The sequence below is a fragment of the Krasilnikovia sp. MM14-A1259 genome (genome assembly GCF_047159535.1).
In the GTDB taxonomy this organism is placed as follows: domain Bacteria; phylum Actinomycetota; class Actinomycetes; order Mycobacteriales; family Micromonosporaceae; genus Actinoplanes.
On record NZ_BAAGAJ010000004.1, the window covers coordinates 15,372 to 36,193 of the forward strand.

Below are 20,822 nucleotides of genomic sequence, written 5' to 3' on the forward strand. Positions count from 1 at the left end.
GTAACCCGATGACCCCGACCGCCGTGCGGCAACTGTCGCAGTTGGAACTCGACATCCTCACCGCCTGCCTGCACCACCGGCTGCTCACTGCCGAGCAGCTGCGGTCCCTGCTGGCGCCCGAGGTGCACGTGCGTACGCTGCAGCGCTCCACCCGCCGGCTGGCCGACGGCGGGCTGCTCGGGCACGTCCCCGACCGCGACGCGCGCCGCCCGCCGCGGCCGCGGCGGGTTTGGTACGTCACTGCCGCCGGCCGGGCCGCGGTGCAGCACCTGGTGCTCGAACGCCGTCACCTGATGACCGCTGAGAAGGCGGCCAACGCGCTGCAGCGGCACACCCTGCTCGCCAACGAGGTGGGCATCGCGTTCGCCCGGCACGGTGAGCGGCTCGGGCACTACTGCGGCCCGTACGACTGGGACCACGAGGTCGGTCACCGCTACGGCGTCGCGCCCCGGGCCCGCGTCGTCGTGCCGGACCTGGTGGTGCGGTGCTGGCTGCGCACCGCTGACGACGACACTCTGCTCACCCGCTTCGTTGAGATCGACCGCGGCCGGTACAGCCCGCTGGTGCTGCGCAACAAGATCCGCCAGTACGCGGAGTTGCTCACCTACACCGGGCCGGCCGGCCCCGGCACGGCCAACCCGCGACCGGTGTGGACACGCGCCTACCCCGCCTTCCCGAAGATCCTGATCGTGTTCGCTGACCAGAGCCGCACCGTCATCGACCGGCGCATCGACGTCGTCGCCGAGCTGTGCCGCACCGACCCGGCGATCCGCCGCCACCTGCCCACCCTCTGGCTCGGCTGTGCCCCGATCGAGCAGGTCCTCGCCGACGGCCCGTACGCCGCCATCTGGCGCACCCCGCTGGCCGAGCACCCGGTGGATCTGCGTGACGACCCCGAATCCGAGGCGGATGTGCAGATCGGCCCCGGCCTTCGGCTGGCGCGGACGTAGCCCCGCCTACCCGCCGCCCAAAAACGATCTTTGCCGCTAATCCGTCCTCACCGGACACGGTTCTGTACTCGCGAGGCCCTCCGATGCGCTTGGTGAAAGTAGGAGGAGGTGAGCGGTAATGGACACGGGGGAGAGCCAGGTGTCGCTGTTGCGGCGCCTCGGCGCGTTGTCCCCGCGGCTGCGGCAGCGCCGCTTCGAGCTGCTGCCGCTGCGCGGGCCCGGCTCGCCCGGCACCGACGTGCAGGGCCGCACGCCGGGCGACTCGACGGTGCCGCGGGAGCTCGCGGACCTGATCTCGTCGATCGCGGAGATCGGCTACCTGCAGCCGATCCTGGTCGAGGAGATCCCGGCCGCCGACGGTCCGCCGCGGCGGGTCCTGGCGCTGGGGGAGCGGCGGCTGCGCGCCGGCCGCTGGGGCGCCGTCCACATGGAAGACAACCCGCACTTCCAGACGATCCCCGCGGTCGTCTGCCCGGGCCCGCTGACCGAGGAGGAGCGCCGGGTCTGGCAGCTGGTGGAGAACCTGGCCCGCGAGCCGCTCACCCCTGGAGAGCAGGCCGCGGGGCTGCTGTTCCACCGCTGCGCCGTGCTGGTCGGCAAACTGCTGGCCGCGGGCAAGCCCGTCCCGGCCGAGGTGTACGCGCTCGACGATCCGGCCGAGCGCTTTAGGGCCCTGGAACGTCTGCGCGCCGGCGACTCGCGCTGCGCCGCCCCGTGGTCGGAGGTGCTCACCCGGCTGGGCCTGCAGATGAGTCCGCGCAAGGCCCGCGAGCTGGTGCGCGCGTTCGAGTTCCTGCCCCGCGACCTGGTCGAGGACATGGACGCCCACAAGGTCGCCCTGCACACCCGGATCCGGTTCGTGGGGCTGCGCCGCGACCAGGGCGCCGTCGCCGACGAGATCTGGGCGGCGGTCAAGAGCCGCGGCCGCCCGGACCTGCTCGCCGCCGCGGTGGCCGAAGCCGAAGCGCCCGCCGGCGCGGGCGATCCCGGCGCGGTCGTCGACGCCGCCGAACGGGGCCGGGACCTGTCCAACCTGGCCCGGGCCGAGAAGCTGCGGGCCCCGGCCCCGGCGGCGCCGGGCCCCACCGTTGCCGGCTCCCCGGGCGCCGGCGGCCCGCCCGGCGCCGGGAGCGGCAGCTCCGGGCCCGGGCCGGCCGCGCTGGACACTGCCGTGGTTACCGAGGCGCTCGGCGCGTTGCGGCGCCTGTCGGCCGACCTGCGCGTCGGTGCCCGCCCCGGCCGCTTCGACGCCGCCTCGCTGCGGCTGCTCGCCGAACAGATCCTGCAGCTGCTCGACACCACCATCACCGAGCCCGCGGCGCCGGCCGCGGCCGCCGCCTGAGATCGGGGGGACTGACCGATGCCCATCAACCTGCCCTTGCTGGCCCCCGCGGCCGGCTGCGACTGCCGGCGCTGTCCCTGGTACGCCGGGCCCGACCCGGTCGACGCGGCCGCGGTCATCGCCCCGCTGTGCTCGGGCACCAACCCGGACTGCTCCTACTGCGGCTGCGCTCGGGCCGAGGCCACCGTGACCACGGCCGCCGGTACGGACGTGTGCCGCACCTGCCCGGTGCGGTGCGGTTCGCGGACCGACATCGGCGCGTGGATGGCCGATGTCGGCGGCACCCTCGAGTTCGACGACATCGACCTCGGCGAGCGGCGCCTGCCCGCAGGGCTGCCCCGGTTCGTGCCGCAGACCGACGGCTCCGCGGTCACCACCTGGGACGCCCAGCTGCGGTGGCCGGCCTACGGGGTCGGGCTGCGTCGGGTGTTCAGCCCGGACACCGCCAGCCTGTACCGGCGGTTCACCGACCGCGACGTGCACGAGGTGCTGGGCCTGCGGCCCGGGCAGCTGGCCGTGCTGGTCGGCTACGGCCTGGACCCGCTCGTCGAGGCGCTCTGGAGCCGCCGCCGCGTCGACCGGTTCGTCGAGCGGATCGCCGCCATGGGCTGGGACCTGGTCCTGGCCCCCAACTACTCGATCTTCGGGAACTGGCCGCGGGCGCAGCACCTGCTGTCGATGCGGATGTCGCTGCTGATCGCCGACGAGTTCGTCAACGCCGGCATGAACACCGTGCCGAACCTGTACTGGTACCGCCTCGAAGACCTCCGCCGGTGGGCCGCCTGGGTCGACGACACCGACCCGCCCGCCGTCGCGATCAACCTGCAGACCGTGCGGCAGGACTCTGACTGGCAGACCTGGGTGCTGCCGGGGCTGCACTGGCTGGCCGAGAACCTCCCCCCGCACCTGCCGGTGATCATCACCGGGTTGTCGCGGGCCGCGCGCATCGACCTGGCCGTCGAACTGTTCGGGTCGCGGCTGCACCTGGTTAGCCAGAACCCGCACCAGTTCGCGTTGCACGGCGCGGTGATGACCGCCGACGGCCGCCAGGACCTGCACGCCCGCCCGGTCGACGCGTTCACCGCCAGCGTCACCTACATGGCGTCGCTGCTCGACACCGCCGAGGCCCGGCGATGAGCGCCACCGCGGCGCCGGCGCGCCGCTTCCTGCTGCAGGCATGGGACGCCGAGCTCGGCGCGTGCGTCGACGTCGTCGCAGTCCTGGCCGTCGCCGGCGACGAGCACGCCGCGGTGTGGCTGCCGCGCGTCTGGGACCGGGCCACGAGCTGGCAGCAGCGCCTCGACGAGGCCGACGACGTCGCCGCCGAGCTCGAGCAGTGGACGGACGAGGCCGGCGGCCTGCAGCTGACCGAGATCGACCCGGGGCCCGCCGGCGTGGACGTGCGGACCGCCGCCGAGTTCGCCCTCGACGAGCTGCTGGCCGTGATCCTGCCCCTCATGGACCCGGCGGTGTAGCCGTGGGCACCGGAGGCAAGACCGCGCACCAGGCGTACGACGTCACCCCCACCACCCCGGGGCCGGACGGCGGCACCGGGCCGGCGGAGACCGCGGCGCAGGCAGCGCAGATCCCGGCGGAGCTGCAGGCGTTGACGGCGTCGTTCACCGACGGCGACCTCGACCCCGCGGACATCGCCGGCTTCCAGGCCGCCGCCGCCAAGGTTGCGGCCGCGCTCGATCAGTACGGCGACGGCAGTGACGAGCTCAAGGCAGCCCTCGGCGACGCCCACGCGCAGCAGCTGGCCTGGCTGCAGCAGCTCACCCCGCAGCAGCTGCAGCAACTCGCCGCGGCACAGGGGTTCCAGCATCCGGAGCTGGTCGGGCTGTCCGGCAAGCAGCCACACCCGCTGGTGCACTGGCTCGACCCGTTCTACCCGGCCGACATCACCTCCAAGCAGAAGATCCAGGAGGTCGCGCAGGCCCGGTACGCGGCCCTGGCCGCCGGCGAGACCATCAACGGGCTCACCCTCGCCGACCTGACCCCACCGCCGGCGCCCGACGACGGAACCTGGACCGCCAGCCTGGCCGACGTCGTCGGCCTGCAGGCACAGATCGCCACCACCCTCGCCGACCTGCCCTACGCCAAGTGGGGCATGAGCGTCGAGCAGCTCACGGCCGTCGACACCGGACTCACCGCGGTCATCGACGCGGAGAACAAACTGGCCACCGCGTCATGCCCCGACGACCCGCACACCCTGGCGGTGGCGCAGGCCGCCGCCGCGCACAGCATCAGCCAAGCCCTCAACGGCAAGGTCAAGACCGGGGCGATCCCACAGCTGCGGGAGGCCGCGGTCGCGTCCGGGATGCTCACCGCCGAGCAGGCCGCGGTCCTGGGCAACAAGGAGCTCATCGCCGCCGCCCGGCGCAGCACCCCGCAGGGCGAGGCCGGCGCGCTGCTGCAGACCGCCGACGAACGCGTCGGGCAGGTCGCCGACCGTCAGCAGGCCGCCACCGCGATCAACGAGCTGCTCGGCGGCCCGCTCAAGCCCAAGGACCCCGCGAGCTGGGACGCCGCCGGGACCGCGAAGCTCGCCGAGCTCGCGACCCTCATCGGCAAGGGCTACCAGGCCGAGGCCGCCATCAACCTGTGGCACGGCCAGGCCGGTGTTCCGCTGCAGAAGCTGTCCACGGTCGGCGCAGCGGACTGCGCCACCGCGTTCCGGCAATGGGCCAAGGCCCAGCCGGTGGGCGAGTTGCGGGCCGCCGCGGCCGCTCTCGGCCTGGACAACGCCGGCTCCGGCACCCGCGCGCAGGTGCAGAACTACATCGCTGGGCAGTGGGACACCGCCATCGACACCGCGGCGCTGCAGAGCGCAGTCACCGCGAAAGCCACCGCCCCGAAGCCCACCCCGGCAGCGGGCGGCGCCGCACCGACCGCTGCCCCCGCGGGCGTCAACGGCGCGGCCAACGCACCGGCCAGCCCAGCAGCGAAGCCCAAGGCAGCGGGCACGGCCAAGGCGGCGGGCACGGGCAAGGCGGCCGCCCCGATCGTGGCGAAGTCCGCCGGATGGGTCGCCCAGCACGCCGACCTGGTCGCCGCCCTCAAGCACGCCGCGGCCAGCAACAGCGGGCTGCCGGCCCGCCAAGACGACAAGGTCGTCGCCGGCTGGGACTTCGGCAAGGGCACCTCCGGCAGCCACCTGGGCGGCACACACAGCAAGAGCCTGCACACCGGCCCGGACGGCAAGCCGTGGATGTTCAAAAGCGACTCCAGCGGCGGGGCCCGCGCCGCCGCGGAGTCCGACGCCGCCCGGGTGTTCGCCGCGGCCGGGCTGCCCGCCGTGCCGGTCTACCGGGCCACCGTCGCCGGCAAGAACGGCTCGGTGCAGCCGCTGGTCACCCAGGCCGACCACTTCCCCGCCTCACCGAAGTCCTGGGGCCAGGCCGACGCCGACGCGATCGTGCGCTACCACGTCGCCGCGTGGGCGGTCAGCAACCACGACGGGCACGCGGCGAACCTGCTGCGGACCCCGGCCGGCGGGATGCTCGCGATCGACCTCGGCCAGGCGTACAAGTTCTGCGACTCCGACAAGCTCAGCATGTCCTACAACCCGGTCGGCTCCACCATCACGCACACCCTCTACCAGGCCCACCAGAGCGGATCGCTGCCCCTGGGCGTCAAGGTCAACCCGGCCGCGGCGCACCCGGTGCTCGCCGCGATCGAGAAGATCCCCGACAGCCAGTGGCGGGCCATGCTGCACGACACCGCCCACACCGGAGCGAAGAAGGGCGTGTCCTGGGCGCCGGCGATGCGTCAGCGCGCCGCGAAGACCCACGGCATCCCCGCCGACAAGGTCAGCACCGCCCAGGTCGCGGAGGCGTTCCTCGACGCGGCCGTCGACCGCAAGAAGGGCCTGCGGCAGGCCTTCACCACGTTCTTCGGCGGCGAGCTCAAGCTGCCCGGCGCCAGCACACTGCTCAAGGGAGGCCAGTAAATGGGAACCGGCGGCAAGAGCAGCCACCAGTCCTACGCCGTCGCACCCACGGCGGCGCCCGCACCCGACACCAGCACCATGACCGCGACCGCCACGACCGACGCCACGACCGACGCCACGACCACGACCGCGACCGCGGCCGCCGCCGGCCCGCTGCCGCCGCAGGTCAGCGACTTCCTCGACGAGCTCATGGGCGCCATCGACACGGTCATGGGCCACGAGCCGGTCACCGAGCCCGCCGTGGCCACCGAGACGGCCGCCGCGGCCGATGCTCCCGCGGACGTGGCGATAGAACCACCGCCCGAGCCGCCCGCCTCCGCCGAGGCGACGCCGCCGGAGGCGGTCGAGGACCCGGAGCCGACACCCGCGCGGGACGCACCGCTGCTGCCGGTGCCCGACGAGGTACCGGTGGGGCTGGCCACCGGCGTGCCGGCGCTGGTCGGCGGCGCCGACCTCGTCGACTCCGCCGCCACCGTGATCGCCTACGACGGCCCGGACGGGCCGCGCGAGGTGCTGCTGGCCACCGTCGACGAGGCCGCCGAGGCGAAACTGCTCGAGGCCCTGGCCGACGGCTCGACCGAGATGGTCGCCACGCAGGTCCAGCAGGAGGTCAACGGCCGGCTGCCCGTCGACGAGCAGCAGCAGCTGCATGAACAGGTCGCCAAGGCCGCCAAGAGCGTCAACCACCGGCTCAAGAACGGCGACGCGATCCCGGAACACGTCCTCGGGTACCTGACCGCGGCGGAGCAGGCCGTCGCCGCGGTCCAGAACGACCCCGGCGCCACCGCGGACGAGAAGGCCATGGCGGCGCACTACGGCCAGCACCTCGCCGCGATCCGCGACCGGGTCGACGGGACGGTGAGCGCCGGCTACACCGAGGGCGGCAAGATTCCCATGGTGGAGCCGTACCTGCACACCGGCCTGGCCACCGTCACCACCATGGTCCCGGTACCCGGCCAGGCCAACGACGGACTCGCGATCACCTCGCGCCAGGCGACCCGGATCAACGCCAGCATCGACCCGGCCACCGGCACCGCGAGCTGGGACGGCACCGCGCGCAGCAAGGCCGGCGGCACCGAATACGCCATCGACCTCGGCGACGGCTACCAGGCCGTCTACCGCCCGTACGCGGCCAACGACCCGAAGCACACCGACTACAGCCTGCGCGGCAAACTCGAGGTCATCGCCCCGCCCGGCACCGGACACGCGGCCGAGCTCGTCGACCGGCTCGGCCAGCTGCACCTGGTGAACCGGCCGATGACCGCCGGCGAAGGGGAGTGGAGCTACCTGCAGGCCAACATCACCGCCCAGGGCCTGGCCACCAACCCGGCCGTGGCCGGCGCCCTGGCCGACTCCGCCCAGCTGCAGGACCTGGTGCTGCAGGAGCTGTACTACAGCCACGCCCACGAGGCCGTCGGCAAGAGCGACACCGAACTGGCGGCGATGGCCCGCGGTCTGCAGCTGGAAGCCGCCGCCCGCGTCCTGCCGAAGAAGGTCACCGCCGTACGCGACGCCGTCGCCCAGGCCACCGGCCACGCCGACGGCGCCGCACTGGCCGCCAGCGCCGGCTACGACCCGACCCCGCAGCGCAGCGGCGGCTGGCTCACCTGGTCGCGCTTCGACGTGGGTGCCGATCCGAAGGCCGTCGCGCAGGCGTTCAAGGGCAAGAAGCTGGTCCACCGTCTCGGCGGCGGGGGCCTGACCCAGATGCTGTCCACCGGCGTGCTGGCCAGCACCGAACGGCGCGCCACTATGGGCACCGCCACCGGCATCGGGATGAGCGAGGCCGCCGACAAGAAGTCCGGCGGCGCCAACAGCGTCTTCCTGCGCGTCTCCGGCAAGGCCCCCAGCGGCGGTCCGGCCCTGGTCTGGGACGACCCGCACGTACTGATTCGCCGCGCCGACTGGTACGGCTACAACGGCGACCATTTCGGCGCCATCAACCCGGCCAACAGCAACTACTCCGGTTCCCTGACCCGCGACCCGATGAAGGTCGCCACCTTCGGCGCGAGCAACAACGAGGTGATGTTCCGCGAGGGCATCGACCTGCTCGGCGCCGAGGCACCCAGCCGCATCGTCTGCTCCGGGGCCGGCGAACGTGCCCAGATCCTCAAACTGCTGACCGATCGCGGCATCACCGAGCTGCGTGGTCGCCCCATCGACCAGGTCGTCACCTGAAGCCTCCACTCACCTCGACCCGCCGGGAGCACTCCATGAACCCTGACTGGCAGCACACCCTGCAGCAGCTGCTCGACGCCGACGCGGAACTGGTGGTCGCCGACCCCGCCGGCGAGACCACCTTCGTCGCGCCGCTGGCCCGCGCCTGGCGCCTGGACGCCGACGACGCCGACTGCCTGTGGCTGCGCCCGCTGTCCGCACCGGTCACCGGCGAGGACGGCACCACGGTCTTCGCACTCAACCAATGCCCGCGGCGCGCCCTGCAGCTCGCCGGCGTGCACACCGACGGCGGCGAGCTCGTCATGGCGCTGCGCAGCGGGCAACGCGCCCGGATCCGTCCGGCGACCGGTGCCGCCGCCGACATCCTCGCCGCCTGGGACACCTTCGTCGGCGCCCGCCTGGACGCCGCCGAAGAGCTCGCCCTCGACGCGCTCGACGAGGACTCCTGGACCGGACGGTACGCATAACCCCTTGCGCTTATATCAATCTAACGTTACCTTGATATAAGCACGGTGGTGGAGCCGTAGACAGGAGGACCGACATGAAGGTCGACAAGAACACCTACGTCGCCGCGTACACCCTCGCCCCGGCGCAGATCGAGGGCCTCGGATGGGTGGCGACGGGCACCGACCGCAGCTTCCACAAGGGCCTGTTCGGCATCGGGGAGACCCCGGAGCTGGCCGCCCGGAACCTCGCCGGAGCGATCCGCGACGCGCTGCGCAGCCCGGCCGCCGCGAAGCGCGGCTGGGCGCTGGACCGGTTCAACCGGGTGGTGCTCATGCAGGCTGTGCAGTACCAGATGGACGAGCTGCCCGAGGCGGCGTAACACCCTGCCCGGGCGGCAGCCCGGCACCAGCGCCGACGAGAGGAAGCCATGACACGGGCCCGCCACGTGATCGAGGCATTCAGTGCCGAACGGCTGCGCACGCTGCGCCGCGAGCGGCGACTGAGCCAGGAACAGCTGGCCCGCAGCGTCGCCGAGACGGCGTCGGACAGCGCGGTGACCCGGGAACGGCTCAAGATCGTCGCCTACGAGGGGGGAACCCGCCGCCCGGCCGCCAAGGCGCTGCACGCGCTGGCTGCGGCCCTCGGCGTCAAGGCCGCCGAGCTGCTCGACCCCGAGGCGCCGATGACGGTGGAACTGTTGCGGGCGCTGCGCAACCTCACCCAAGGCCAGGTCGCCGCACACCTGGGCATCACCCAGGCCCGATACAGCCAACTCGAATCCGGTCAGGCGCAACTGGACCATCAACGCCGCGAGCAACTCGCGGAACTGCTGCGCGTACCGCTGCCTGCCCTGGACAAGCTGCTGGCCGCCCGCGGACAGGAGCAGCCGTGAGCGCGCTCGTGCAGCACCGCCAGAGCCTGCTGCACCACCGCCTGGACCCGGCCGACAGTGCCGTGCGCGCCGACCCGTGGTGGCTGCTCACCCGCACCCACGCCTACGCCGCGGCGGCCGGTGTTGCGGTGGATGTCGTCCTCGACCCGCGTTCCTACCAGCGTCGGACCGGCCGCACCGTCGGCGCCTGGTGCGCCGGCAACGCCTACACCGGCCCGGCCGGCGCCCGCTGGCCGGTCCCGCTGATCTACCTCAGCCCGCGGCTGTTGCCGACCCGCGGCGACGCGGAAACCGTCATCGCGCACGAGGTCATGCACGCCCGCTGGCCCAGCTACGGCCACAAGAAGATCGCGTTCGCCCGCGCGCAGCAGCTGCTCGACACCGTCGCCGGCATCGCCTGAACCATCCCGCCCGGCCCGCCCGCCGCCGTAGACAGCCGCGGGAGTGGGACCGCCCTCCACTTTCGTCAGGAGTACCGCCATGCTGCACGCCACCGGATCGCTGTTCGGCCTCGCCTACGGCGACGCCCTCGGCAAACCCACCGAGTTCCTGACCGTCGAGAAGATCGTCGCCCGGTACGGGCCGGGCGGGCCCCGCGACCTGGAAGGCGCGCCCGCCCTGGTCACCGACGACACCCAGATGGCACTCGCCGTCGCCCACGCGCTGCACGACGCCGCGCTGACCCCGGACGACCTCGAACCGCAGCTGCGGGCCCGGTTCGTCGCCTGGTGGCGCAGCCCGGACAACAACCGGGCCCCGGGCGGCACGTGCCTGAGCGCCTGTTCCCGGCTGGCCCGGCCCGGCCGGTGGCAGCACGCCACCGTGGTCGCCTCGAAGGGCTGCGGCGCGAACATGCGCGTCACCCCGGTGGGACTCGTCCCCGGCCTGGACCTCGACATGCTCGCCGGGGTCGCGCAGCTGCAGGCGGCGCTGACCCACGGGCACCCCACCGGCCTGGCCGCCGCCGAGCTGACCGCCTACGCCGTGCGGCTGCTACGCGACGGCGCCGACCTGGATGCGCTGCCCGCCATGCTGCGGGCGCACTGCGCCAGCCAGCGCCGCCGCTACCACCACGACTGGCTCGGTGACCTGTGGTGTGTGGCCCGGGCCAGCACCCCCGAGTCGTTCATCGCCTTCGGCTGGGACGAGTGCGCCGCGGCCGTCGACCGGCTCAGCGAGGCCCTGATCCACCCCGACCGCGGCGCCGATCCGTGCGCCGCGACCGGCGCCGCCTGGATCGCGGAGGAAGCCCTGGCCACCGGCCTGTACTGCGCGCTGCTGTTCCCGGACAACCCGGTCACCGCCCTGGCCCGCGCCGCGACCAGCTCCGGCGACAGCGACTCGATCGCCTGCCTCACCGGCGCGTTCCTCGGAGCCGCCGGCGGCATGAGCATCTGGCCGGACCGATGGTTCACCCGCATCGAGTACGCCGACCAGCTCGCCGCCCTCGGCGCGATCTGGGACACCGAAAGTGTCCGACCCGGGGCATAGGGTCGCCACGCACGGGGACAGGAGGAGCGTTCATGTCCGAACAGGACCGGACCGCGCGGCGGACCCCTCACGCTCCGGTCCAGCCGGGAACCGCAGACCGGTTCTTCGACTACGCGCCTTACCAGGTGTGGGCGCTAGACCGGGACACCCGCGAGTGGCTGTACCTGCCCGACGGCGCTGCCGCGCTCCCCGTGTCCCGCGCGCCAGGGGCGCCGACCTGGAAAGACCGCTGCAGAGCCGGTGAACTGCTCTGCCCCTACCCGGCCTGCGGCATCGCGTTCGGCAGAGTCAACAACTACCGCAAGCGCCGGCATTGCTTCGCCCACCCACCCGGCGTAGCCGAACACAACGGGGCGGGCGCCGGGGAGACCTGGTGGCACCTCAACGCCAAGCAGAGGATGGCGGCCTGGGCCCGGACGAAGTTCCCCGGCGCGGAGGTCCGTGTCGACGACATCCAGCTGCGGATCGAGGACCAGCGGCGTCAGCCCGACGTGCTGGTCACCATGCGCGACGGCCGGAGGCTGGCCGTGGAGCTGCAGTATTCCGCCCTGGACGAGACCGAGTGGACGGCCCGGCACGACTTCTACCGCCGCGCGGGCATCGTGGACGTGTGGCTGCTCGCGAACACCGGTCCGATGTTCAAGCGCACCACCTCGCACGGCCACGAGGCGGTGCGACTGCTTCCGCTGCACCAGGCGATGCTGCGCGCCGGCGTCATCCCGTTGTGGTTCAACCCGGTCTGGGCGTGCCTGGCCACCGCCCACACCCGGCGCAAGGCTTACCTGACAGGCGTCCGCGGGGTCTGGGCCAGCCGCGCCTACGAGCTGCCGCCCCTGGCGACCTTCCCCGACTGCTGGCTGAAGATCGAGGACCTGGACCGGTCCCACCTGGATTGGGCGGCCGGCGAACTGCTCACACCCATTCGGCGTCGCCACCGCCAAAGCCAGGTCACCCTCGAGGAGGAAGCCGCCGCCGCACGCGCCGCCGCGGCCGCCGCAGAGACGGCGGCCGCGGAGGCCGCAGCCCGCGCGGCCGCCGAGCGAGCCGCCGCAGAGGAGGCCGCCCAGATCGCCGCAGCCGAGGCCGCCCGGATCGCCGCAGCCGAGGCCGCCCGGATCGCCGCAGCCGAGGCCGCCCGGATCGCCGCAGCCGAGGCACAGGCGGCGGCCGAAGCTCCGCAGGAGTCTCCGAAGCCGGCACCACCGGTGTCGCCCCGGCCCGCGCCGCGTCCGGCCCCGCCACCGCTGGTTCCCGCTGCGCCGCCGGTTGCGTCACGGCAGGGATGGTGGCGACGGATGACCGCGGCGCTGCAGCGGTTGACCGGCACGGATCGGGGCTGACCGTCGCGGCGCTTAGCCGACCGACGGCCACCAGGCCGCGACGATGAGCGCCCCGGCGACCAGGAACGGCCCAAACGGCAGGCCGCTGCGCCGGCCGGCCCCGCGGGCCAGCAGCACCACCGCATATCCGGCGGCCAGGCCGAACGCCACGAAGAACCCGACGTACAGGGCGGCCCAGCCCAGCCAGCCGAGCACGGCACCGACCGCGACCGCGGCCTTGACGTCGCCCCAGCCCAGCGCCCCCGGCCGCAGGACGGCGATCACGGCGAACAGGACCGCGACGCCGACGCCGGCCAGCGCGGCGCGGACCCAGTCGCCGCCGCGGTGCTCGACCAGCGCGACGAGACCCAGGCCCGCGAGGACACCGCCGGCCCACGCCGCGGTCAGCACGTTCGGCAGCCGGCGCACCCGGATGTCCACGGCGGCCAGCAGGATCCCGAGGACGGCGAACCAGCCGTACGCCGGCAGCTCGACGCCCGGGCGCGGGCCCAGCACGAGCGCGGCGAGCGCGGCCGTGACCGCGAGCTCGAGGACCCAGGCCCGGGGACCGAGCCGCGCCCCGCACCCCGCACACTCGCCGCGCATCGTCACGCCGGGCCCGGTCGGGGCGAACAGCCGGTGCCCGCACTCGGGGCAGGCGCGCAGCCGGGGTGTGCCGGCCGGCACGCTGCACGCGGTCGCCGCGGCGCGCAGCCAGCCGGCGACGGACGCGACCCGCCACCACGCCGGGGCACGGTCGGCGCCTCGCCGGCCGACGTCGACGGCGGTCGACTGCTCAGTCATTGGCGGGCCCGTTGGCGCGCAGTTCCCGCTCGACGGTGGCCAGGTCGAAGCGCAGCGGGGTGCGGGTGCCCGGGGCGCGCATCGCGGAGATCGCGCCACTCTTGGCCATCTTGTAGATCGTCTTGGTCGACAGGTTGAGGCGCTGCGCCAGCTGTGCGGTCGTGAGCAGGGGAGACATGCTCGCGGGCCTGTCGGGCATTTGACCAAGCTCCCTGTCGAAAACTTTTCGATGATCACTGTCCGCAGTGGCGGCCCGGCGGATTCGTGACGACCGCGACGGTTATCGGGCGAAACGAGGGCTCTGTTCCGGTTCTTTCCCCTGGGGACGGTGCCGATCTCGTGACGATCAGTTATCCAAGTGGATCAACTTCGGAACTGCTCGGAAGATTATGCCTGGTGGTGACCTGCGTCAATCGGCTAGATTGGCGCCCCTCGAACTTGATCTCGGGCGCAAAGGTGCCGGGGATGCGGGGCAGGCGCGGGGGAGTGCCTGCAAGAGCGACGCCACGCCAGGGGAGGCGTAATGGGGCGGGATTCCAGGCATTCGCAACGTTCGATACCAATCATGAGGCTGGGCGTAGGCCTCGCCGTCGGCGCGGTCCTGCTGACGGCCGGCTGTGGCGACAAGAAGCCCGCCGCGCCGAGCAGCTCGTCGGCGCCGCCACCGGCGCCGGCCTCGGCAAGCCCGTCAGTGGAGCCGGCCGCGGCCGCGGCCTCCGAGACGGTGCTGAATCGCTACCGGGGGTTCCGGCAGGTGTACGCCGAGGCGGGCCAGAGCGCGGACTACCAGAACAAGGACCTGCTCAGCTACCTCGAGGCGCCGATGAAGCAGGAGATCGTCGCGTTCCTGTTCCAGATGCGGCAGAAGAACATCGTCTACAAGGGTGTCCCGCAGTCGACCCCGACGATCACGAAGGTGGATCTGGCGGGCAAGCCGCAGACCGTGATCGTCGAGGACTGCTACGACGCCACCAACTACATCCTCGTCTACAAGAGCAGCGGCAAGCCGGTGCCCAACAAGAGCGGCGGCCCGCGGCGCATCGTGCTGCAGACCACCGCCACGAACTACGGCGGCACGCGGGGCTGGGTGCTCACCAAGTCCGAGATCCTGCAGGGGCGCACATGCTGACCCGCCGATTGTTGACAGCTCTGACCGTCCTCGTCGTCGCCCAGGCCGTTGCGGCCACGCCGGCGTTGGCCAACCCGCCGGGCGGCTGTTCCGGCCCGGACTGCACCGTCGTCGGTGACGTGCCGGGCGATCCCGGCGGCGGAGGCGACAACAACGGTGGTGGGGGCGGCGCCGGCGGTGGCGGTGGATGCCATTACCAGGGCAAGACGGTGCCGTGCAGCATTCCCAGCCTGGGCTTCTTCAACGCCGCCGACGGCTGCTACTACCTGGTCTCACCCCCGCCGCCGCCCGGCGGCGCCGAGGAGCCGCCGGCCGGCGAGCAGGGCAACTGGTACACCATCACCTGCAACGGGGAGGCCCGGCTGCAGTGGGTTCCGGGTGCCCCGATCCAGGCGCCGCCGGACCCCGAGGTGCTGGCTCGACGCGCCCTCGCCAAGATCACGCTGAAGGGCGCGGACATCGGTATGGCGCCCGCGCCGGGCAAGGCCGGTCTGGTGAACCTGCCGGCCTGGATGTGGACGACCGTCACTGCGAACACATGGGGGCCGATCAGTGCCTCGGACACCGAGGCCGGTCTGACCGTCACCATCACCGCCCGGGCGCAGAGCATCACCTGGGACATGGGCGACGGGCACAGCGTCACCTGCACCGGCCCGGGTACCCCGTTCCGTGCGGGTAACGGCGGCAAGTCCTCGCCGACCTGCGGATACACCTACCCGCAGTCCAGCCGCAACAAGCCCGGCGGCAAGTACACGGTGACCGCCACGACGGACTGGCGCGTCGACTGGGACGGCGGCGGCGTCACCGGCGTCATCGACCAGACGCGCACCTCGCAGACAACCGTCCGGATCGACGAACTCCAGGTGGTCAACTAATGAGCCTGACCGACACCTCCCGCAACGGTGCCGCCCTACCGGCACCGTCGATCGCCCCAGTGGTCAAGGCCGCGCTGCCCCGACGCCGCCGGCCGGGACTGATCGCCGCGGGCGTGGTCGTCCTCGTGCTGGGCTGCCTCGGCGCGTACGCGTTCGCCCGCGCCGCGGGCACCAATGAGCCCGTGCTCGCGGTGACCGCTACGGTCACCGCCGGACACCAGATCACCGACGCGGACCTGCGGGTGGTTCAGGTCAACGCCGGGTCCGGGCTGATTCCGATCCCTTCGACGCAACGCAACACGGTCGTCGGCAAGTACGCGAAGGTGGAACTGGTCGCCGGCACCCTGCTCACCAATGAGCAGCTCACCACCACCGCCGTCCCTGCGGCCGGGCAGCAGCTGATCGGCCTGGAACTCAAACCGGCGCAGCTGCCGTCGCGGCCGCTGCGCCCCGGCGAGCCGGTGCTGCTGGTCATCACGTCCGACCCGCGCAACGTCACCCTGGACGGCGGGAAGAAGGCCACGTCGGCGGATCTGCCGTCGCCTCCGACGGTGGCGGCCACGGTGGCCGGCGTCGGCGCCAAAGCCACCGACGACACCGTCGTCGTCGACGTCGTCGTGCCGGAGGCCAACGGGCCGGGCCTGCTCGAGCGGGCGTCGCAGGGCCGCGTCGCCGTCGCCCTGGTGGCGAGGTGACCCGATGGCACTGATCGCTGTCACGGCCGCCAAGGGAGCGCCCGGGGTTACCGTCACCAGCCTGGCGCTGACCCTGGCCTGGCCCCGGGCCGCACTGCTGGCCGAATGCGACCCGTCCGGCGGCAGCGTGCTCAGCGGCTACCTGGGCGGGCAGGTCCCCGCGGACCGTGGCATCGCCGGGCTGGCCGTGGCCGACTACCACGGCCGGCTCGTCGACGACTTCGCTCAGCAGTTGCTCTACCTCGACGACGAGGAACCGCATCGGCTGCTGCTGCCGGGCATCACCGACCCCGCCCACAGCGCCGGCCTCACGGGACTGTGGGACCGGCTCGGCGAATACCTGCGCCAGCTGGACCGCTCCACGCCGCCGGTCGACGTCATCGTGGACTGCGGCCGGATCCCGGCCCCGCACGCCCCGCTACCGCTGATCCGGCACGCCGACGTGGTGCTGCTGGTCATGGGCCGCACCCTCGGTGCAATCGACGCCGCGGCGAGCCGGCTGAGCCTGCTGCACCGCGAGCTCGAACACAGCGGCGGCGTCGTGCGTCTGGTCCTGCGCGGTATCGGCGACTACGAACCCCGCGAGATCGCCAAGCGCCTGGACACTCCCGTGCTGACGACCCTGCCCGAGGACACGAAGACCGCCACCATGCTGTCGACCGGTACCGGAACCCCCCGAGCAAGCGCCACCCTGCTGCGGGCCCTGCGCTCCGCGGCGACACCCCTGCAGACCCTCATCGATCAGCGCCGGCACGTGTTCGCCGTGCCCGCACCACGGGAGGCGGCCCGTGCCTAACCCTCCGGTCTTCTTCCGCCCCGCCCCGAGTCCAGCCGAGCACACCCCCAACGGTCACCACCGGGCCATCGACCCGGTCACCACCGCGGCGGCTGTCCCGCCGCCGGCCCCGGCCGCCCCGGCGCCGCTGGTGGCGCCGGCCGGTATCACCGGCTACCCCGGGCAACGCGCCACCGCTGCGGTGTCGGGTCAGCCTCCGGTGCTCGACTACGACCTCGTGCGCACACTGCAAGGCGAGGTCAGCGACCGGGTCGGCGAGCGGCTGCGCGGCGGTGCGGTGTCCAGTACCCAGCAGCGGGCGATCGCCGAGGAGGAGACCCGCAGGCTGGTCCGGGAGCACGTCGACAACCGCATCGCCGCCGGCGAAGGGGCCAGCATCGCGCCCGGCTACGAGGCCGCGTTGCTGCAGGCGGTCACCGCCTATTTGGTCGGCTTCGGCCGGCTGCAGCCGCTGATCGACGACGAGACCGTCGAGAACATCATGGTCATCGGCCACGACAAGGTCAGGGTCGAGTACGCGGACGGCCGTATCGACCAGTCGTCGTTCACCGCGGCGGGCAGCGACGAGGAACTCCTCGAGCTGCTGCGACGGCTGGCGGCCGGCGGCCAGACCGAGCGGACCCTGTCATCGTCCAAGCCGATGCTGCACCTGCGGCTGCCCGACGGCTCCCGGCTGGTCGCCGGCTACATCGTCACCCCGCGACCGGTCGTGGTCATCCGCCGGCACCGGATCAAGCGGGTCACCCTCGACGAGCTCGCCGCGTCCGGCACGCTGAGCCCGCAACTGGCCGACTTCCTGAAGGCCGCAGTCGCTGGCCACCTCAACATCATGATCGCGGGTCTGCCGTCGTCCGGGAAGACGACGCTGCTGCGCGCGATCGCCTCCGAGATCCCCTCCGACGAGTGGTTCTCGACCATGGAGACCGTTTACGAGCTCGCGCTGGACCCGGAACGGCACCCGTGGGTGGTGCCCTTCGAGGAACGCCAGGGCCACGGTGAGATCGGACCGAACGGCCGCCCCGAGGGCGAGAAGACCCTGACTGATCTGTTCCCGGACATGCTGCGGATGAACATGCAGCGGGTGGTGGTCGGTGAGGTCCGCGCCGGCGAGATCGTGTCCATGTTCGACGCCGGTGACACCACCCAGGGCACGCTGTCGACCATCCACGCCCGGCACGCGCACGCCGTGTTCGACCGTCTGGCCAGCCTGCTGATGCGCTACGGGGCGGCGCAGAACGCCCAGAACGCCTACATGCAGGTGACCAATGCGGTGGACCTGGTGGTGTTCCAGGCGATGCAACGCCGCCAGGGGCAGCCCGCGCGCCGGTACGTCTCGCACGTGCTGGAGGTCAACGGCCTCACCGAGAACGGCATGGGTGTGGCTCGCAGCGAACTGTTCGCGCCGCGCCAGCCCGGCGGGATCGGGCTGCCGACCGGGGTGCGTCCCAACGCCCAGATCCTGGAGGCGCTCGCCTACGGCGGCCTGGACCCGCAGCTGCTCGACGGCGGGTCCTGGGAGCGGGGGCGCTGATGCAGCCGCTGATCTTCGCCGTGACCGTGGGCGCCGCGCTCGGCGGCCTGTTCCTGCTGCTCACCGGGATCGTGGGCACCACCCGGCCGGCGGCGCCGGCATCGAAGCTGCGCCGGCGGGTGGTGCGGCTGTGGACCGGAACCGGCCTGTCGCGCGCCGAACGCCGCACCCGGCAGCTCATCATCGTGGCCGCGGTCGTGGCCACCGCCGGCGTGTGGCTGATCACCGGTATTCCGGTGGCCGGTCTCATCGCGGGTGGGGCCGTCATCGGTGTGCCGTGGCTGTTCGGCGCCGGCCGGGTCGAGCAGCGTGCCATCGCCCGGCTGGAGGCGCTGGAGACCTGGACGCGGCGGCTGGCCGACCTGGTTCGGACCGGCCTGGGCCTCAACCAGGCGATCATCGTCAGTACCCGCGACGCGCCCGCGCCGCTGGCGAGCGACCTGCGGGAGCTCGAGACGCAGCTGCGTGCCGGCGTGCCGATCCTGACCGCCCTCGACCGGTTCGCCGCCGCCCTCGGCGACGCCAGCAGTGACGAGGTCATCGTCGCGCTGCGCCTGCACGCGACCGACCGCGGCCAGCGCCTGACCGACATCCTCGACAAGCTCGCCGAGAACACCGCCCGGGAGGTCACCGTGCGCCGCGAGGTCTGGGCCAGCCGTGCCGACCCGCGGCTGACCACGAAGTTCATGACCGGCCTCGGCCTCGGCGTGTTCATCCTGTTGTTCGCGAACCCCACCTACATGCGCCCCTACACCAGCCTCGGCGGGCAGAGCGTGCTGGTCGGCTGCACGCTCGCGTTCGTGGCGCTGCTGGCGTGGATTCGCAAGCTCAGCACCGCGCGCAAGGCGCCGCGCCTGCTCAACGCCAACATCGAGGTGCACCAATGATCTCCCTGGTCACGCTCGCGATGGTCTGCGGTGGACTCGCCGGCCTCGGCCTCTGGGTGCTGCTCAGCGGTCTGCTGCCGGCCGGCCCGCGCCTGGACGCCGCCCTGCAGCGCCTGCACGCCCAGCAGACCGCCGCGGCAGACCCGACTCTCGGCCCGACCGGCCGGTGGATCGCGGCCCGGTTCGGGCCCCGGCTGCGCCCGCCGACGCGGGAGCTGCGCCTGATCGGCAAGAGCAACGAGCGGTACGCCTTGGAGAAGATCGGCCTACCGCTGGTCGGGGTGCTGTTCGTGCCGGTCATGACCTACCTGCTGTCGGTCATCGGCCTGCAGCTGCCGATCGTGGTGCCGGTGGCCGGCTCGCTCGCCCTGGCCGTGGTGTTCTTCTTCCTGGTCGACGTCATGATCAAACAGCAGGCGGCGGAGGCCCGGGATGAGTTCATCCGCGCGGTCGCCGTCTACTTCGACCTGGTGGCCCTCGAGCGGTCCGCCGCGCACGGGCCCGTCGAGTCCCTCGAGCGGGCCGCACAGGTCGGAGACGGCTGGGTGTTCCGGCGTATCCAGGAAAGTCTCGACGCTGCCCGCTTCGCCGGGATCCCGCCGTGGGACGGGCTGAGCCGGGTCGCCGACGAGATCGGGGTTCCCGCGCTCGGCGATGTCGGCGACATCATGCGCCTGTCCGGCACCGAGGGCGCCCAGGTGTACCAGACCCTGGTCAGCCGCGCCCAGTCGCTGCGGGTGCAGCTGCGCACCAAGGAGCACGACCGCGCCAACACCAGCACCACCCTGCTGTACGTGCCCACCAGCCTGACCGTGCTGATCCTTTTCGTCTTGATCGGCTACCCGTTCCTGATTCGCCTGGTCAACCCGTAACACAACAAGGGGGAGAGTTTCATGAATCAACTGATGGCGTACGCGCTGTCGTGGGCGCGCGAGCGCGGCCGCGAGGCGATGCGCCGCGACGATGGCGCGCTCTCGGTGGAACAGGTCATTCTCACCGTCGTGCTGCTGGCGCTCGCCGCAGCTGTCGCCGCCGCCATCACCGCGGCCGTCACCGGCCGGATCGGCGGTATTACGTGAGGCAGACGCCTCGCATCCCCCGCTGCCACCACCGCAACCGGTGGTGGCAGCGGGACCGCGCCCGGTGGCAGCAGCTGCTGTCCACCGTCCGCAACGACGACGGCTCCGCAGCAGTGGAAACCGTCGTCGTGATCCCCAGCGTGCTGCTGGTCATCTTCCTCAGCCTGCAGATCGCGATGTACTCCTACGCCCGGTCCATCGCGCTGGGAGCCGCGCAGGAAGGGCTGTCCGCGGCCCGTTCCTACGACGGCAGCGCCGGCGCGGGTTCGGCACGGGCCCGCGACTTCATCGGCCGAGCTGGCGGCGACAGCCTGTCCAGCGCCGGCGTGCGCGTCAACCGCGGCGCCGAGACCGCGACCGTGACGGTCACCGGCAACAGCCTGTCGCTGATCCCGGGACTGCGCTGGCGCGTCAGCCAGACCGCGACCGGCCCCGTCGAACGGTTCGTCGACTGA

General features: G+C 72.8%; 23 protein-coding genes. 21 read left to right on the forward strand and 2 right to left on the reverse strand.

The window, feature by feature from the left end; genetic code table 11:
• The first annotated feature begins 8 nt into the window (after positions 1-8).
• The 12 genes from ACMCNK_RS35950 (at position 9) to ACMCNK_RS36005 (ending at position 12,592) form a co-directional block, all read left to right on the forward strand.
• Positions 9-950 (forward strand): replication-relaxation family protein, encoded by a 942-nt coding sequence (locus ACMCNK_RS35950; RefSeq protein WP_412741168.1) that lies wholly within the window; start codon positions 9-11, stop codon positions 948-950.
• Between the two features lie 118 nt (positions 951-1,068).
• The gene (locus ACMCNK_RS35955) at positions 1,069-2,292 is read left to right on the forward strand and encodes a ParB/RepB/Spo0J family partition protein (protein WP_412741169.1); all 1,224 of its coding nucleotides are present in this window, start codon (positions 1,069-1,071) and stop codon (positions 2,290-2,292) included.
• 18 nt (positions 2,293-2,310) lie between these two features.
• Positions 2,311-3,429, forward strand: a complete 1,119-nt coding sequence (locus ACMCNK_RS35960; RefSeq protein ID WP_412741170.1) for a hypothetical protein — start codon at positions 2,311-2,313, stop codon at positions 3,427-3,429.
• Positions 3,426-3,767 carry a hypothetical protein gene (locus ACMCNK_RS35965; RefSeq protein ID WP_412741171.1) on the forward strand — a complete coding sequence of 114 codons (342 nt, stop codon included), beginning with the start codon at positions 3,426-3,428 and terminating at the stop codon, positions 3,765-3,767. The genes ACMCNK_RS35960 and ACMCNK_RS35965 overlap by 4 nt, the downstream gene beginning before the upstream one ends.
• A 2-nt stretch (positions 3,768-3,769) precedes the next feature.
• Positions 3,770-6,244: a hypothetical protein gene (locus ACMCNK_RS35970; RefSeq protein ID WP_412741172.1), complete on the forward strand. Its 2,475-nt coding sequence runs from the start codon at positions 3,770-3,772 to the stop codon at positions 6,242-6,244.
• On the forward strand, positions 6,245-8,422 hold the full coding sequence (locus tag ACMCNK_RS35975) for a hypothetical protein (RefSeq protein ID WP_412741173.1): 2,178 nt from the start codon (positions 6,245-6,247) through the stop codon (positions 8,420-8,422).
• A 35-nt stretch (positions 8,423-8,457) separates the two neighbouring features.
• Positions 8,458-8,889 (forward strand): hypothetical protein, encoded by a 432-nt coding sequence (locus tag ACMCNK_RS35980; RefSeq protein ID WP_412741174.1) that lies wholly within the window; start codon positions 8,458-8,460, stop codon positions 8,887-8,889.
• Positions 8,890-8,963: 74 nt separating this feature from the next.
• A complete protein-coding gene (locus tag ACMCNK_RS35985) occupies positions 8,964-9,248 on the forward strand; it encodes a hypothetical protein (RefSeq protein ID WP_412741175.1) in 285 nt (94 codons plus the stop codon).
• A 48-nt stretch (positions 9,249-9,296) separates the two neighbouring features.
• Positions 9,297-9,761, forward strand: a complete 465-nt coding sequence (locus ACMCNK_RS35990; protein ID WP_412741176.1) for a helix-turn-helix domain-containing protein — start codon at positions 9,297-9,299, stop codon at positions 9,759-9,761.
• Positions 9,758-10,162, forward strand: a complete 405-nt coding sequence (locus tag ACMCNK_RS35995) for a hypothetical protein (RefSeq protein ID WP_412741177.1) — start codon at positions 9,758-9,760, stop codon at positions 10,160-10,162. The genes ACMCNK_RS35990 and ACMCNK_RS35995 overlap by 4 nt, the downstream gene beginning before the upstream one ends.
• Positions 10,163-10,241: 79 nt before the next feature.
• Entirely contained in the window at positions 10,242-11,252 is a 1,011-nt protein-coding gene (locus tag ACMCNK_RS36000) for an ADP-ribosylglycohydrolase family protein (RefSeq protein ID WP_412741178.1), read from the forward strand.
• Between the two features lie 32 nt (positions 11,253-11,284).
• Positions 11,285-12,592 carry a competence protein CoiA family protein gene (locus tag ACMCNK_RS36005; protein ID WP_412741179.1) on the forward strand — a complete coding sequence of 436 codons (1,308 nt, stop codon included), beginning with the start codon at positions 11,285-11,287 and terminating at the stop codon, positions 12,590-12,592.
• Positions 12,593-12,604: 12 nt separating this feature from the next.
• Here the strand turns inward: ACMCNK_RS36005 and ACMCNK_RS36010 are convergent, their stop codons facing one another.
• Positions 12,605-13,375 (reverse strand): prepilin peptidase, encoded by a 771-nt coding sequence (locus ACMCNK_RS36010; RefSeq protein ID WP_412741180.1) that lies wholly within the window; start codon positions 13,373-13,375, stop codon positions 12,605-12,607.
• Positions 13,368-13,574 (reverse strand): helix-turn-helix domain-containing protein, encoded by a 207-nt coding sequence (locus ACMCNK_RS36015; RefSeq protein WP_412741181.1) that lies wholly within the window; start codon positions 13,572-13,574, stop codon positions 13,368-13,370. Before ACMCNK_RS36015 ends, ACMCNK_RS36010 begins: the two co-directional genes overlap by 8 nt.
• 366 nt (positions 13,575-13,940) lie before the next feature.
• Between ACMCNK_RS36015 and ACMCNK_RS36020 the strand changes: the two genes are divergently transcribed.
• Genes ACMCNK_RS36020 through ACMCNK_RS36060 form a run of 9 tightly spaced genes read left to right on the forward strand, consistent with a single transcriptional unit; the run spans position 13,941 to position 20,822 of the window.
• Positions 13,941-14,504, forward strand: coding sequence for a hypothetical protein (locus tag ACMCNK_RS36020; protein WP_412741182.1), 564 nt, complete (start codon positions 13,941-13,943; stop codon positions 14,502-14,504).
• Positions 14,498-15,379 carry a hypothetical protein gene (locus tag ACMCNK_RS36025; RefSeq protein ID WP_412741183.1) on the forward strand — a complete coding sequence of 294 codons (882 nt, stop codon included), beginning with the start codon at positions 14,498-14,500 and terminating at the stop codon, positions 15,377-15,379. The genes ACMCNK_RS36020 and ACMCNK_RS36025 overlap by 7 nt, the downstream gene beginning before the upstream one ends.
• Positions 15,379-16,074, forward strand: a complete 696-nt coding sequence (locus ACMCNK_RS36030) for an SAF domain-containing protein (protein WP_412741184.1) — start codon at positions 15,379-15,381, stop codon at positions 16,072-16,074. Before ACMCNK_RS36025 ends, ACMCNK_RS36030 begins: the two co-directional genes overlap by 1 nt.
• A 4-nt stretch (positions 16,075-16,078) precedes the next feature.
• Positions 16,079-16,870: a ParA family protein gene (locus tag ACMCNK_RS36035; protein WP_412741185.1), complete on the forward strand. Its 792-nt coding sequence runs from the start codon at positions 16,079-16,081 to the stop codon at positions 16,868-16,870.
• Positions 16,863-18,401: a CpaF family protein gene (locus ACMCNK_RS36040; protein WP_412741186.1), complete on the forward strand. Its 1,539-nt coding sequence runs from the start codon at positions 16,863-16,865 to the stop codon at positions 18,399-18,401. The genes ACMCNK_RS36035 and ACMCNK_RS36040 overlap by 8 nt, the downstream gene beginning before the upstream one ends.
• Entirely contained in the window at positions 18,401-19,288 is an 888-nt protein-coding gene (locus ACMCNK_RS36045; RefSeq protein ID WP_412741187.1) for a type II secretion system F family protein, read from the forward strand. Before ACMCNK_RS36040 ends, ACMCNK_RS36045 begins: the two co-directional genes overlap by 1 nt.
• Positions 19,285-20,160, forward strand: coding sequence for a type II secretion system F family protein (locus ACMCNK_RS36050; protein ID WP_412741188.1), 876 nt, complete (start codon positions 19,285-19,287; stop codon positions 20,158-20,160). The genes ACMCNK_RS36045 and ACMCNK_RS36050 overlap by 4 nt, the downstream gene beginning before the upstream one ends.
• A 33-nt stretch (positions 20,161-20,193) precedes the next feature.
• Complete coding sequence (locus tag ACMCNK_RS36055) at positions 20,194-20,367, forward strand: hypothetical protein (RefSeq protein WP_412741189.1); 174 nt, start codon at positions 20,194-20,196, stop codon at positions 20,365-20,367.
• Positions 20,364-20,822: a TadE/TadG family type IV pilus assembly protein gene (locus ACMCNK_RS36060; protein WP_412741190.1), complete on the forward strand. Its 459-nt coding sequence runs from the start codon at positions 20,364-20,366 to the stop codon at positions 20,820-20,822. Before ACMCNK_RS36055 ends, ACMCNK_RS36060 begins: the two co-directional genes overlap by 4 nt.

Excerpts from the sequence above, each read along its gene's own strand:
- ACMCNK_RS35950 (WP_412741168.1), top strand. The coding sequence starts at position 9 with ATGACCCCGACCGCCGTGCGGCAACTGTCGCAGTTGGAACTCGACATC.
- ACMCNK_RS35955 (WP_412741169.1), top strand. The coding sequence starts at position 1,069 with ATGGACACGGGGGAGAGCCAGGTGTCGCTGTTGCGGCGCCTCGGCGCG.
- ACMCNK_RS35960 (WP_412741170.1), top strand. The coding sequence starts at position 2,311 with ATGCCCATCAACCTGCCCTTGCTGGCCCCCGCGGCCGGCTGCGACTGC.
- ACMCNK_RS35965 (WP_412741171.1), top strand. The coding sequence starts at position 3,426 with ATGAGCGCCACCGCGGCGCCGGCGCGCCGCTTCCTGCTGCAGGCATGG.
- ACMCNK_RS35975 (WP_412741173.1), top strand. The coding sequence starts at position 6,245 with ATGGGAACCGGCGGCAAGAGCAGCCACCAGTCCTACGCCGTCGCACCC.
- ACMCNK_RS35980 (WP_412741174.1), top strand. The coding sequence starts at position 8,458 with ATGAACCCTGACTGGCAGCACACCCTGCAGCAGCTGCTCGACGCCGAC.
- ACMCNK_RS35985 (WP_412741175.1), top strand. The coding sequence starts at position 8,964 with ATGAAGGTCGACAAGAACACCTACGTCGCCGCGTACACCCTCGCCCCG.
- ACMCNK_RS35990 (WP_412741176.1), top strand. The coding sequence starts at position 9,297 with ATGACACGGGCCCGCCACGTGATCGAGGCATTCAGTGCCGAACGGCTG.
- ACMCNK_RS36000 (WP_412741178.1), top strand. The coding sequence starts at position 10,242 with ATGCTGCACGCCACCGGATCGCTGTTCGGCCTCGCCTACGGCGACGCC.
- ACMCNK_RS36005 (WP_412741179.1), top strand. The coding sequence starts at position 11,285 with ATGTCCGAACAGGACCGGACCGCGCGGCGGACCCCTCACGCTCCGGTC.
- ACMCNK_RS36010 (WP_412741180.1), bottom strand. The coding sequence starts at position 13,375 with ATGACTGAGCAGTCGACCGCCGTCGACGTCGGCCGGCGAGGCGCCGAC.
- ACMCNK_RS36015 (WP_412741181.1), bottom strand. The coding sequence starts at position 13,574 with ATGCCCGACAGGCCCGCGAGCATGTCTCCCCTGCTCACGACCGCACAG.
- ACMCNK_RS36020 (WP_412741182.1), top strand. The coding sequence starts at position 13,941 with ATGAGGCTGGGCGTAGGCCTCGCCGTCGGCGCGGTCCTGCTGACGGCC.
- ACMCNK_RS36025 (WP_412741183.1), top strand. The coding sequence starts at position 14,498 with ATGCTGACCCGCCGATTGTTGACAGCTCTGACCGTCCTCGTCGTCGCC.
- ACMCNK_RS36030 (WP_412741184.1), top strand. The coding sequence starts at position 15,379 with ATGAGCCTGACCGACACCTCCCGCAACGGTGCCGCCCTACCGGCACCG.
- ACMCNK_RS36035 (WP_412741185.1), top strand. The coding sequence starts at position 16,079 with ATGGCACTGATCGCTGTCACGGCCGCCAAGGGAGCGCCCGGGGTTACC.
- ACMCNK_RS36045 (WP_412741187.1), top strand. The coding sequence starts at position 18,401 with ATGCAGCCGCTGATCTTCGCCGTGACCGTGGGCGCCGCGCTCGGCGGC.
- ACMCNK_RS36050 (WP_412741188.1), top strand. The coding sequence starts at position 19,285 with ATGATCTCCCTGGTCACGCTCGCGATGGTCTGCGGTGGACTCGCCGGC.
- ACMCNK_RS36055 (WP_412741189.1), top strand. The coding sequence starts at position 20,194 with ATGGCGTACGCGCTGTCGTGGGCGCGCGAGCGCGGCCGCGAGGCGATG.